This is a genomic window from bacterium (assembly GCA_012517375.1).
In the GTDB taxonomy this organism is placed as follows: Bacteria; Hydrothermota; Tepidihabitantia; order B3-TA06; family B3-TA06; genus JAAYVC01.
The window spans coordinates 1-12,302 of record JAAYVC010000111.1 but is presented as its reverse complement, the minus strand read 5'-3'; the positions used below and the strand labels follow the sequence as shown (position 1 = coordinate 12,302).

The 12,302-nt window shown below is 50.5% G+C and carries 11 protein-coding genes; 2 read left to right on the top strand and 9 right to left on the bottom strand.

The genetic code is table 11. From position 1 onward, the window contains the following. From GX441_11970 to GX441_11950, 5 genes are all read right to left on the bottom strand, one after another. On the bottom strand, positions 1-149 hold a 149-nt coding region (locus GX441_11970; protein ID NLI99356.1), incomplete at its 3' end, for a hypothetical protein. Positions 150-352: 203 nt separating this feature from the next. Then, positions 353-1,576: an MFS transporter gene (locus tag GX441_11965; GenBank protein NLI99355.1), complete on the bottom strand. Its 1,224-nt coding sequence runs from the start codon at positions 1,574-1,576 to the stop codon at positions 353-355. Positions 1,577-1,769: 193 nt separating this feature from the next. Continuing rightward, on the bottom strand, positions 1,770-2,399 hold the full coding sequence (locus tag GX441_11960) for a hypothetical protein (protein NLI99354.1): 630 nt from the start codon (positions 2,397-2,399) through the stop codon (positions 1,770-1,772). A gap of 75 nt (positions 2,400-2,474) precedes the next feature. Continuing rightward, complete coding sequence (locus tag GX441_11955; GenBank protein ID NLI99353.1) at positions 2,475-3,167, bottom strand: hypothetical protein; 693 nt, start codon at positions 3,165-3,167, stop codon at positions 2,475-2,477. Between the two features lie 348 nt (positions 3,168-3,515). After that, positions 3,516-4,091, bottom strand: coding sequence for a GyrI-like domain-containing protein (locus GX441_11950; protein NLI99352.1), 576 nt, complete (start codon positions 4,089-4,091; stop codon positions 3,516-3,518). 379 nt (positions 4,092-4,470) lie between these two features. Here GX441_11950 and GX441_11945 point away from each other — a divergent pair, with 379 nt between their 5' ends. Together GX441_11945 and GX441_11940 are read left to right on the top strand one after the other, a co-directional pair. Continuing rightward, the gene (locus tag GX441_11945; GenBank protein ID NLI99351.1) at positions 4,471-6,624 is read left to right on the top strand and encodes a vitamin B12-dependent ribonucleotide reductase; all 2,154 of its coding nucleotides are present in this window, start codon (positions 4,471-4,473) and stop codon (positions 6,622-6,624) included. A gap of 299 nt (positions 6,625-6,923) precedes the next feature. Next, positions 6,924-7,100 carry a hypothetical protein gene (locus tag GX441_11940; protein NLI99350.1) on the top strand — a complete coding sequence of 59 codons (177 nt, stop codon included), beginning with the start codon at positions 6,924-6,926 and terminating at the stop codon, positions 7,098-7,100. A 218-nt stretch (positions 7,101-7,318) separates the two neighbouring features. Here the strand turns inward: GX441_11940 and GX441_11935 are convergent, their stop codons facing one another. From GX441_11935 to GX441_11920, 4 genes are all read right to left on the bottom strand, one after another. Next, positions 7,319-8,296 carry a hypothetical protein gene (locus tag GX441_11935; GenBank protein NLI99349.1) on the bottom strand — a complete coding sequence of 326 codons (978 nt, stop codon included), beginning with the start codon at positions 8,294-8,296 and terminating at the stop codon, positions 7,319-7,321. Then, on the bottom strand, positions 8,296-9,057 hold the full coding sequence (locus GX441_11930) for a hypothetical protein (GenBank protein NLI99348.1): 762 nt from the start codon (positions 9,055-9,057) through the stop codon (positions 8,296-8,298). Before GX441_11930 ends, GX441_11935 begins: the two co-directional genes overlap by 1 nt. 294 nt (positions 9,058-9,351) lie before the next feature. After that, positions 9,352-10,146: a hypothetical protein gene (locus GX441_11925; protein NLI99347.1), complete on the bottom strand. Its 795-nt coding sequence runs from the start codon at positions 10,144-10,146 to the stop codon at positions 9,352-9,354. A 279-nt stretch (positions 10,147-10,425) separates the two neighbouring features. Next, complete coding sequence (locus GX441_11920) at positions 10,426-12,060, bottom strand: T9SS type A sorting domain-containing protein (protein ID NLI99346.1); 1,635 nt, start codon at positions 12,058-12,060, stop codon at positions 10,426-10,428. Positions 12,061-12,302: the final 242 nt, after the last annotated feature.

The window sequence follows — 12,302 nt, the reverse complement described above, 5'->3', positions numbered from 1 at the left end:
TAGTCCCTGGTGTAGGCGTTTCCGTTATAGTAAAGAGTTCCCTCATGGAACCAGCCGTCCCATGTCTCATAGTAGGCCTGAGCCGTTGTTGCCGCCGCAAGCGCCGCTATCACTACTGCGGCAAGGATGAGGGCTTTATTCCTGCCCATTGTTTCTCCTTTGTTTATTTTACAATGATTTTTCAGGAATCCTGTGTTCCTGTCTTGCCCTCGGCAACATGATTATAGAAAAAAAAAAAACCGCATGTCAAGTCTTTTTACGCCAAAAAACTTTACACGTAGTCAGGAATGTATTATGCCCTTTGGAAGGGCTGAAAGCCCAGGTAATTATAGGGATGTCTGCAGGGTACGTGTTATGAGTTAGCTTTGCTGGTAGACTTGCGTTCCATTGGCAATAAGACGAAGAAGTACACGGCCGATGAGAGGATGTATGCGGCAACGGTCAGATTAAAGGGCAGAAAGTACCCGATGTGCTGGATGAGCCAGCCGCCAAGGTTCGCGCTTATGCCCCACGATGCAAGCCATGCAACGGTCATGACGCCGGACATGAGGGGGTGGTCCTGCTCCTCCGTCATTCGCAGGGAGAAGTTCGTCACTAAGGGCTGCGCCATGTTCATGAGTGTCGAGCGCACGAGGAACGCCACAATCGATACCCACACGTTCAGCATGAGCGATAAGAGGTAAAGGAAGGGCACGGACAGGAGCTGGAACACGATAACGGTCTTGATGTTTCCCCAGCGTTCGGCAAGGTAAGGAGCCGCAAGGGTTCCCGCTATCATCACCACCTGCGACACCGAAAAGAGGATTCCGAGATCCGTCGAAGACATATTGAAGCGGTCGGTGAAGTAGAGGTTCAGGAACGGTATCGAGAGCCCTGCGCCCAGTCCCACGAGTATGTGCGGGGTCGATAATAAAAGGATTCTCGATATCGGCGTCTTTATGTGAAAGAAGTGTGCTCCCTGATTTTCCACGACCCGCTCTGTTTTGATCATCAAAAACGGCACGACCGCGATGAAGGCGATTGCGACGTGCACGAGGAGCGAAATCTCGTAGCCGTCGAGCTCTGGGATTTTCCAATGCTTGAGGATATCGGGAAGCGAGCCGGCCAGGAGATTGCCCAGAATCCCGGAAACGAAGCCTATGGCCGAGTTGATGCTGAAGAGGTAGGGCCTGGCCTCGTCTGTAGACCCCTTCATTATCATCGGTCCGCCTATTACTCCTGAGAATGCGCCGAACACACCGGTGACAATCATCCCGAGCGCGATGTAGATAAACTCGGGCCAGAGTATTATCACGACGGACCCTAGCGTCACGAAAACCATCGATACAAACATGATGAGCTTGAGGTTGAGCCTGCGGATGAGGAACGCGGCCGGGATAGTCATTGCCATGGTCGCCCAGGTTTTGTACGAGAGCCATGAGCCTATGTCGGCTTCGCCGAATCCCAGCTTCTTGAGATAGACGTTCAGAATCAAACCGAAGCCCGTGAACCCGAAGCCCATGAAGAAGCTTCCCGCGATGAGGAGCTTTACGTCTCTTGACGTGCTTCGGAATGCTTCAAGACCCTTCAGTTTCATGGTTGTCGGGAACTGCGCTACGTTTCAGGCTTTAGTGTTTCGGGATGACCCTTGATCCTCATGTACATCATCCCCGTTATTATACGCCGGACGTGTTAGACGTCAAACACAAAAAACCGAAAGAACGCCGAAAGCGTTCTTTTAATGACCCCGATGAATATTGCAGGTTCTTTCAGTCGGGGTCCCCAAGAAATTACTGCGGAATTTCCTGGGGTAGATGTATCTCGAACTCGCAGGTCTCGTCGCCCCTTAGCAGCGATTTCGTTACCTCAACTCTCACAGGGCTGCCAATAATTCCCTCCCATATTCCCTTGAACCATCCTGCGCTGCAGTAGCAGTAGGGCTCCGGGAAAGGCACCTGACCCGCTCTCGCCAGGGGGCAGAAGCACGCGGCAAGCCGGCGCTCCTCGGCTGTCCCAGCCTTAGCGTAGGCCTCAGGATCGCGGGGCGCCCGCTTCTCGTGTATGACGTTTCCCTTGAGTTCGGATGTCGCGAACCTCGAGCGGTCCTTCTGCATCGCCTCAAGAACCATCCGGACGTCGCCCGTCTCCTCGAAGATCTTTCGATAGGGGAGGAGGGAGTCCGGGCCGAACTCGTCCGTGAACGTGCACGAGCAGGCGGTCAGTATCTCCTGCCGCGTCTCCATGTCGTTTATTTCAGCCTCGAGCTTCCTTAAAGACTCTGCAAACCAATGGGCGCGGCTTGAAGAATCCATCTCTCTCAAAGCTCCAGACCCTTGCATCACCCGTTCGGCCGTTTCCTTGTTCGAATACTTCTCAATCCCCCTGCTCCACTTCTCTATTTTTTCTTCCAACCAATCCATAAAATGCTCCTTTCACAAAGACCAGGTTTCTCGGACGGACGAGAAAAGGTGGTCTTGCCTTACTGATTGAAGAAATCAAAGCCCAATCTCCTGGGGTAGCTCCATCCGGAACATGCACCGTTCGTCTCCCTGAACTATGGACTCTAGCACGCGGACCTTCACTCGCTTGCCGAGAATTCCCTCCCACAACATGCGGTCCCAGCCTATGCCGCAGTAGCAGAATGAGGGCGATATCTCTCCTTTCATCGCCTTGACGAATGTGCAGTGGCAGCATGCATTACGGCGCTCCTCCGGCGTCCGCGCGTTCCTGAATCCTTCCGCGTCGAAAGGAACCTTTGTAGTCACAATCGCGGAGCCCTCGCGCTTCGTAGGGCCGTAAGTGGTTCCGTCAGCCTCCATCCTTGCGAGTATATCGTCCACCGCTTTCAACTTGTCCGCTGCCGACTCGTAGAACTCGCGGAACTCCTCTATCCTCCACGCAGGGAACTCGCAGCAAAGGCTAGTCATTATGTCCACGCGCGTGTCCTCGTCCACCAACGCATCCATCCTTGCCACAGCCTTCTTCATCCATTCCGCAATCTGAGGAAGTCCGATTTCCTTTTCGTCAGGCATGGGGGAGGATGGGTCCCCGGGAAGTCGCTCGGCGACTTTTTGGGGCAAGAATAAGTCGCTGTATCCCTCCATCACCTGTTCCTTTACTTCCGGTTTCGTGTTTCGTCCTATATAATATGCCCACTTTTTGAGCTTATCCTCGAACCACCAGTTCATGCAAGACCTCCTTGGGTTGCAACAAATTTCCTTCGAGGTTCTTAGATGGCGGCAAACCATCCTCCTTTTTTCGCTGTTCCGACCACGAGAGAAGGATACTTGAGTTTACGTCTTTGTCAATACCTTTGCCCCAAAGAAATGCTTCGTATTTCTTTGGGGACCCGTGAGGACGAACCATAAGAATGTGCTTCGGCTGAAGTACGGATTAAGACCCGTCCTCCAAATGAAGTTCTGCGATCTTCTCCTTAATGTACTCTAAAAAATTCTGTCGGGCCCGATTAAGACGGGGTAAAAAAATTTATGGGCCTGACTATAGTCAGGCCCACCGCTTCTGAACATGGATGGAAATCAATCTTCTTTTTTCTCTGCGAGCGGCACCTGCAGTTCTGTGATGTTCTTTGAGGGGTCCTTCTCGTCCCATGAGATGTAAATTTCGCGGACAGGCATGCCGATATTGAGCTTTTCAGCCTCGATATACTTGAAGAGCTTTCCCCAGGCTTCGTGCAGCTTTTCGTAAGACCCGGTGTGAATCATCGAAAGCATGGTTCCGGCCTTGAGAATCTGGGTTGTTACGCCTTCGGCCTTCACGGAATCCTTTACGGGCACGCATACTTCAATATCGTGAATCTCGCCAGAGCCCTCGTCGTGGTAAAGGGAAAACATGGGTCCTTCGATGTAAGGACCGGCGACCGGCATAAGCATGCCTATATACTTGCCAATCTCCTCGTACTTGCCTTTGTAGCGGATGGAAGCGACCAGCATGTCGGGTACAATTTTGGTTGTTACGGCTGCGCCTTCGGCAAGCGTCGCCGGAGCAGGCTTTTCTATGATAACGGCTTTTCCATCCTCCGCGTAAACCGCGGGGACAACGAATGCGATTCCTGCCATTGCGCACATAACAATCGCCTTGTAGATTCTTGACATAAGATACTCCTAGGTTCTGACTACCATAGAGTATACCTTTGATTACAGCGTTGTCAAGTCCGTCGGCATTGCAACGGGCATTCTTCTCCTGGATAATGCGCCGTGTTTGTGGATATTTTAGGGTCGTACATGGTATCGCGAATTAATCGCTCGACAATAAAGCGACTTAGAATTATCCACAAAGTTATCAACACGTCATCCACATGGGTGTGGATAGTTATTCTATATATCCAGTAGGATATCTTTAACTTGAGAAAGAAGTTAGCTCCCTCGTCTAAATACCTTGATATATTAAAGTTATGTGTCAGCATTCAATTCAAAAACAGAGTGCTTGACAAGCTTCTTGAAAGGATTAAACTCGGTCGAAGGAGGCCAGAAAATGCAAAAAAACAGTCCGGCTAAGATTAAAAAAAGAGACGGCAGAATTGTCGATTTCGACATAGAGAAAATAACGAGCGCCATATTCAAAGCCGCCCAGTCAGTAGGCGGCGAGAATAAAGAGCAGGCAGAGTTGCTTGCACGTAAAGTGATGGAGGAGATAGAGAAGAGGCGCAACGGGCAGGCAATCCCGTCGGTTGAAGAAGTTCAGGACATCGTGGAGACGGTACTCATCCGCTCTGGACATGCCAAAACCGCCAAAGCCTACATCCTATACCGCAGAAAACGTGCTGAACTGCGCGAGGCAAAGCAATTTTACGTTGGCATTCAGGATGACCTGAAACTCTCCCTCAACGCGCTCAAGGTTCTTGAACGCCGCTACCTCCTTAAGGACGAGGAAGGCAAGGTTCGCGAAACCCCGACGCAGCTTTTTCACCGCGTGGCGAAAGCGATAGCAGAGCCGGACGAACGCTACGGCGGCGATATTGCTGCAACAGAAGAGAAGTTCTACAACCTTATGACCTCCTTCGAGTTCATGCCGAACTCGCCTACGCTAATGAACGCCGGAACCGAGCTTGGTCAGCTGGCGGCCTGCTTTGTTCTTCCAGTCGAGGATGAGATGGACAAGATATTCGAATCCGTCAAGCACGCGGCCATAATCCACAAGACGGGCGGCGGAACCGGGTTCAGCTTCTCGCGTCTGCGTCCGCAGAACGATATGGTCCGTTCGACGGGCGGCATAGCCTCCGGCCCTCTTTCATTCATGCGTGTCTTCGACGTCGCAACCGACGTTATAAAGCAGGGCGGCCGCAGAAGGGGCGCCAATATGGGCATTCTGCGCGTCGACCACCCCGACATCCTCGAGTTCATCACCTGCAAGGAATCGGAGGGCGTGCTGACGAACTTCAACATCTCGGTGGGCGTCACCGAGGAGTTCATGCGCGCGGTTCTTGAGGATTCAAACTACAGCCTTTTTAATCCCCGCAGCGGCAAGGAAGTCGGACGTCTGAGGGCAAAGGACGTATTCAACCTTATGGTTACGATGGCCTGGCGCACGGGCGATCCCGGAATCATCTTCCTCGACCGCATAAACGCAGACAACCCGACACCCGAAATCGGAGAAATAGAAGCCACCAATCCCTGCGGCGAGCAGCCTCTTCTGCCTTACGAAGCCTGCAACCTTGGCTCCATCAACCTATCCAAAGCCATCCGCGACCACGAAGTCGACTGGCCCGCGCTTGCAAGAATCGTGCATACGGCAGTCCACTTCCTCGATAACGTCATTGACGCGGGACGCTACCCTCTTCCAGCAATCGAAGAGATGGTGCGCCGCAACCGCAAGATCGGCCTCGGCGTAATGGGATGGGCCGATATGCTGCTCTCTCTAGGCATTCCTTACGACTCCGAAGAAGCGCTCCAGCTTGCAGAAAAAATAATGCAGTTCGTCCAGGAGGAGGCCGTAAAGGCGTCCCAGGAGCTTGCAAAAACCCGCGGCGCGTTTCCCTCATTCCCCGGCTCGACTTTTGCCCGCAAGGCCGAACCGGCGCGCCGCAATGCGACCGTCACTACAATAGCGCCCACAGGCACAATCTCCATAATCGCGAACTGCTCGTCGGGCATAGAACCCATATTCGCAATCTCATATATCCGCAACGTGATGGACAACACCGAGCTTCTTGAAGTAAATCCAATATTTGAGAAGCTTGCGCACGATATGAGCTTCTACAACGAAGGACTAATGAAGGAAATCGCCAAACAGGGTACACTTGCAAAAATCCACAAAATACCGGATGCCGTTAAGCGCATCTTCGTGACCGCACACGACATTAACCCTTCGTGGCACGTTAAGATGCAAGCCGCGTTCCAGAGGCATACCGATAACGCCGTTTCAAAAACCGTGAATCTTGCAAACCACGCAACTCCTATGGATGTGGCCGATGTCTACATGCTGGCATACAAGCTTGGATGCAAGGGCGTAACCGTGTACCGCGACGGCTCCAAGGAGGCGCAGGTTCTCAATATCGGTTCAGTGAACCGCGAACCTCAGACCGCGGCTAACCGCATAAGTAACGCAATGTCAAGCGGTTCTGAAATGAGCAGGATGATTACGGTCTCTTCGGAGTACGCGGGCGACTGTCCTAAGTGCAACGCATGACGATACCCCAAAGAAATCGCTTGTCGGTTTCTTTGGGGACCCCGGTTCCATAAGACCCTTTTTAGATTCGTGTTAGAGCGGTAAGCAAGACTGCCGTCTCTGGTTCTATCTCAAAAAAAGCTGGCTCTAAATTTTTGAAAATTCGTGCTACGATTGCGGTCAGGATTCATTCATCCCGTCAGGTCAGGATTAGAGATACGTGTTAAAAATCGTAATCAGCATTAAAGAAACGCGGTCAGGAATCCAGGACAGAAACTGGTCAAAAGATGGTCAAAAGCTGGTCAAATCATGGTCAAAAGATGGTCAAAAGATGGACAAATAGCCACCAGGGCTGGCATTGGCCGAACGAGCGCTCGAAGCACAGACGAGCGCTGGAAGCGCATGCATTCGGCAGAGCGATTGAAGCCAGGATTGATGGAACAAAGCCACGCTTGATAAAAGGCGTCGCGGAAAACGAACGCTTTCCCCCTCCTTGATGGAGGGGGTGAAGGGGGCGGGGTCTTCGCGAGGACTAAAGCCCGAAGGGATTTAGGACATGGCGATCTCATAGCACTATTTTACAACACATGGCGGTAATCCATGCGTTTTTAGCTTTGTGCTATGGGATGGTTCTCTTCGCTCACCCTCCGGAGCCACAGCTCTTCGAGCTTCGCAATGACGGATGGGGCGACTTAAAGAACAACCTTACGAATTTCTATAGTATATATTGTGGGGGACTTTTGGAAAAAGCTACTACACTACGAATGGCACTAAGCATCATTTCGAAAGCATATCTGCTTGTATCCATATCTATTTCCCATTCCGCTTCCCTTGTAGTACGATCAACATCATGGTCAACGGCATTCCTTAATTGACCGAGTAAGTGTCCGAAACCAAGATGCTTATTTGCAATCAACCCATCACCTTTAAATTTTTCAAACAACTGAATGATACCCAAACAACCACTCAAATCAATTTCGGGTTTTATTACTTTTGCAAGCTTGGTAAAGATAGTATCTGCAACGCCAGCAAGACAGATAGTCAAATCCTTTGGTGGTTTACATAGGTCCATATACTCCCCTAAAAGTGTCGTTAGTCTTTCGAGGTCTTCTCTCTCTATTTTGTCAGCTGCTTCGGACCCGATTCTTTGAATAATGTATGTACGTGCTTCACCCGATCTTTTTATTATCTCTTCCCAGATTTTGGCCGTGTTCCAATTTCTTTCTTCAATTTCAATTCTACCACCTGAGGAACTAGCGAATATGCCTGCGTAAGTTCCCCAGTCAGAAAGGCTCCCTTGTATTATATTCCAGTCAGCTGCAATATTATATCTGTTTTTGGTCTGGGTTGCAGCAGTTGTCTGGTTGTTTTCTAATAGAAGTCTTTCCTTGAAAAAAAGGAATGGGTCATATTCTAAAAGCTGCTGCCTGAATATTACTGGCCGTTCCTCTGCTTTAGCTAATGCGAGGTACTTACAAAGAGGAAGGACTGGTTTGTACTCAGTGAATTCGTTTTTTTTAATCTCTGTTATAAAATTGAGTTCACTTGCTCCTTTTGTGGCATTTTTCGCACGCGAACTTGATAAACCTAGCCATTTTTCTAGCTTCTTTAAGGTTAAATTCTGAAAATAATAAGCTCCAATGGCGGTTAAAACAATCTGCTCAGCTGTAACCGCTGGGATTCTGTATCTCATTACTTTTGGTCTTTATCAGGTGTAGCTTCTGCTTGCGGCTTATTTAATTCCTCTAGAAATTCCCTGATGGCTTTTACCAATTCTTTCGGGTTTTCCTTTAAGTCGTTGGCCGTAAGGTTTAATTTGATTTGAAGCGTGGCAACTGTCTTAGGATTTTGAATCTCAACTACAGGCTTAGTATACCCGATGTCTCTAAAGAAACCACCGAAATCAGGTTCGGTTTTCTTCTCAGTGGTTTTAGAAACAGCCCCAGGTTCAAAGAAGTTTTCACCGTCAGTTTCAAGCAAATTACCCTCTAGAAGAAAATCAATTATTGCCTTGGCACCCTGCATTGTTTGATCGGTTTTGGCCAAACCTGCGGTCAGCGCAATATGATTTTTGAGAGCATCGGATGTCATTGATTTACGTATCCTTACTGCATCAGTAATTTTAGTCAAGAAATCAGATTGTTTGACTATTTCTGAGATTGTTTTTTTAATATCCTCTTCCACGTCGAAATCGATTGCTTTTGCTAGTCTTTGTCCTAGTTCAGTTAGTTTAAAAGTTTTTCTACCTGCAATCACACCTATCGATCTGAGAAAAGCATTATTGGCACTAACAAGGGTTCTATTGATCCCACTTGTCTGGGCTATATCATCCAAGCTTACGCTTTTTTCATCCTTGTCACTGGCGGATAATCTTATCCAACACTTCCAAAACCCTTGAAGTATCTGTCTATTTTTGTCCCAAGAATTTGCGGGTAGTGAAAATTTGTCTTCCATAAGAATCGACGCCTCCTTTTTTGAAAACACCTAATTCTCTTAGGCAATTATTTTACAAAAAAGTATATCTTAAAAATCAATCCTTGTCAAGCCCCTTCTTATCAATCACTTAACCCGTAAGAAAAAATAATCTCGCCAGAGGCGAGCGAATCTCCCGGGGGAGCTTGGGAAGTTTGCCTCTATTTCAACTTTGAGTCGGCAAACTTCACCCCCTGGGGACCCTGTATAAAAAAGAATCTCGCCGGGGGTAAAGGGCAGGGGTCCTCAAAGGAATACGGGGTAGTTCTTTGGGGTTTAATTGCTTCCGAACACAAACGAGAGCATCGCGCACAGGACGTTCGCGGCGAGCATTCCCCAAAAGAGCCAGAAGCTTGCGCGGTTCGCCCGGGTCCTTGGAAGCGCCATCACCTCCTGGATATAGGGTCCCTGTATCGACGGGAAGCAGAAGAAAAAGAAGAGCAGCCCTAAAACGAAGCTCACGATGCTGGGTCCAGATACCCCGGGGGTCGTCTCGGACCTCAACTTCTCCGACCAGTACACCCAGGTCGCCGTGTAGGCGAAGAGTCCGAACAAAAGGAGTGCAAAGTCGGCAAGGTATTCGAGCGCTCGCGGCACCTTGTACTTGACCTTCAGCGAGCCGAGGGCAAGGGACTGAATAAGAAAGTAATCCTTTGCCACCACGATTATGGTTCCCAGAAACGCCCAGCCGATGCCATGGATCCCTAATGCGGGCAGACCGACATACACGAGAAAGATGCTGAGTCCCATCTGAACTACCCACACGAGAACGATAATCCATCCGTCCTTGGGAAACTTCTTGGTGTCCGTAATGCCCGTGCGCCTGATGACTGCCGGGAGCTTTATGAAGAGCGCCGCCAGCTGCAGGAGCATGAGGCTGAAGATGAATATGCCGAGAGGAATGTTCTTGTGCCCCATGTCCGCCGACTCCTGGACGAGCGCAAGAAACGGCTTCTGAACCGCAAGGATGTAGACGAGCATCAGCGCATTGAACAGCACACCGCGCCATGTTGCAATGAACCCGCTTATCGGGGAGGCTTTATGGGTAGTCTGTGGTATTGGTTCCTGCATGCGCGAAAGTATATGTGCTGCCGCTCGCGGAGTCAAGGAGCCTTAGCTCTGACGCGGGGTAATAGTTAAGTCGGTGTTTCCCCAAAGACATACCATGACGGCGGCTACGGAGTAAAGACGCAGTATTTCTTTGGGGTGTAAGTTAAGGCAGGGCATCAAGGATGCCCCGCCTTATTGATGATGCAAGAGGGATGTGTTTATCCCAATATGTGTGGTGCTTGCGTATGGACGAACATTGTCACCGGACAATCAGCATTAATTGTGTAGTAATGAACATTGTCACCGGACAATCAGCATCTTAACGGTCTGTTTGAAGCCGGAATCCGTCTCGAGCTTTGCAAAGTAAGCGCCGGGTTCAACCACTCTGCCTTTCGAGTCCTTGGCGTTCCAGGAAAGCTTGTAGAATCCTGCCGGTCTCGTCTCGTGCAGAAGCACCTTGACCTTCTGGCCTGCCGCGTTGTAGATGCTCAGCGTGAACGCGGCGCGCTCGGGAAGCGCGAATGCAAGCTGGGTCTTATCCGAGAACGGGTTGGGCGAGTTCTGCGCAAGGTAGAAGTTGGGGATAACCATGCCGTGCTGGTTCGGACCGGGCTTTGTTGAAAGGGCTTGGACCACTTGAATGGACGTGAAGGCGTTGCCTTGAGCGTCCACTATCCAGACCTTAAGCGAGTTGTTCTCCATCTGCGAAAGCGGCACGGGCTGCGGGAAAGGCTCGGGACCGGGCGCGCCGCCTATGGGGTCGGTGCCCGGACTGATGTAGGGATTCTTCTCGTTAGGGCAGATGATTACCATGTTTATCATCTGTCCGCCCGACCCCGACGAACTCTCAAACCCAGAAAGCTCTCCTGTCGCCGGATTATAATCGCCCCACGCTATCTCGCCCGTCCACGGATCCATGAAGTCGACCCTTATTGTGCCGTCCGGGTTGGGTACATTGTCGATGGAGTTGAAGGTCATCATGTGCCATTTGCCGTTGGGCCAGCGTATGCCCGCGAGAACGTCCTGGCAGCGCTTCAGCTCGCTCGAGGCAGTGTTCCAGTCGAACGAGTTAGAGGACCTCACGGTGTAGTTGCCTCCATGAGAGGCTATCCATCTTTCGAGAGCGCGCACAAGGTCATCAATATAGGTGCCGTCTTTGCCCTGGTTGGTTCCCGATTCCTTGCCCAGCGTATCCACCAGCGAGGAGTCCGTAAGACCGCCCGTTATCTCAGGATCGCCCTTTCCCTCGAAATACTTGAGACACGCCGCCGCCGCAGTGGGCAGGCAGTGGTAATCGGAACCCAGGTGCTGGTCTATGCCCGGTATGCCCTTGTAGAAGTGCTCGGGCTCCGGATTTGCCGCTATTGTTATCGAATCTATGTCCATGTAGGGGTCTGAGACTGAAACCAGAAGCGTTTCCGGATTCAGCCATGCATAACTCACGACCGCCTGGTCGGGAGGGGTGGGGTCGTAGTTGCGCCACGTTTGCGCGACAAGGGTGTCGCCCGTGTTCGTGAATGCAAGGCTCTTGAACAAAACCCTCATGTTTATCTGGGGAACCAGCAGGTGCGGGAATACGGTTGACCAGCCGTCGCCCGGCTCGAACAGGGCGGGATCCATTGTCGTCAGCCCGACAGGCGTCATCACGAGATCGGTCGTCGAGAAAAGAGGTTCCTGACCATTAAGGTCTGTTCCGAAAAGCGACCACGAAGCGCCTTCGTCTATCGAGTAGTAAAAGTCCACACGCTGGATGACGTTTGCCGTATCGAGCACATTGAGTTTAACGGTGCTCGTGCGACCAGCGCCGCCTATCCAGTTGTGCCACGGCTCTGCCTTTACCCACATGCCGACCTGAAGCACCGGCTCCTCGATGGCCGAAGCTGTCCCGGCAATAATCAGCAGTGTAAGGACACATATCAAGGTTTTTGCCTTCATTATTAATCCTCCGTAGGTTTTGGTGTTAATAAAAAAATATTAACGACATTGTTTATGCATTAAAAAATGATAAAGAATAAATCTTTTTTGTCAAGAGGATATAGTTCGTGCGCCAGGAGATAGTTGCCAGTGGTTAGAGAGGGTATTAAAGAAAGCGGGGGTCTTAAGCAGACTTAGAAAAAAAGAGCTAAAGAAGGAGAGAGGCCGCTTATCCAGCTTGCTTATAAAACCCTAGGGAGCAT

Excerpts from the sequence above, each read along its gene's own strand:
- GX441_11935 (NLI99349.1), bottom strand. The coding sequence starts at position 8,296 with ATGAGATACAGAATCCCAGCGGTTACAGCTGAGCAGATTGTTTTAACC.
- GX441_11945 (NLI99351.1), top strand. The coding sequence starts at position 4,471 with ATGCAAAAAAACAGTCCGGCTAAGATTAAAAAAAGAGACGGCAGAATT.
- GX441_11960 (NLI99354.1), bottom strand. The coding sequence starts at position 2,399 with ATGGATTGGTTGGAAGAAAAAATAGAGAAGTGGAGCAGGGGGATTGAG.
- GX441_11930 (NLI99348.1), bottom strand. The coding sequence starts at position 9,057 with ATGGAAGACAAATTTTCACTACCCGCAAATTCTTGGGACAAAAATAGA.
- GX441_11925 (NLI99347.1), bottom strand. The coding sequence starts at position 10,146 with ATGCAGGAACCAATACCACAGACTACCCATAAAGCCTCCCCGATAAGC.
- GX441_11955 (NLI99353.1), bottom strand. The coding sequence starts at position 3,167 with ATGAACTGGTGGTTCGAGGATAAGCTCAAAAAGTGGGCATATTATATA.
- GX441_11950 (NLI99352.1), bottom strand. The coding sequence starts at position 4,091 with ATGTCAAGAATCTACAAGGCGATTGTTATGTGCGCAATGGCAGGAATC.
- GX441_11965 (NLI99355.1), bottom strand. The coding sequence starts at position 1,576 with ATGAAACTGAAGGGTCTTGAAGCATTCCGAAGCACGTCAAGAGACGTA.
- GX441_11920 (NLI99346.1), bottom strand. The coding sequence starts at position 12,060 with ATGAAGGCAAAAACCTTGATATGTGTCCTTACACTGCTGATTATTGCC.
- GX441_11940 (NLI99350.1), top strand. The coding sequence starts at position 6,924 with ATGGTCAAAAGATGGACAAATAGCCACCAGGGCTGGCATTGGCCGAAC.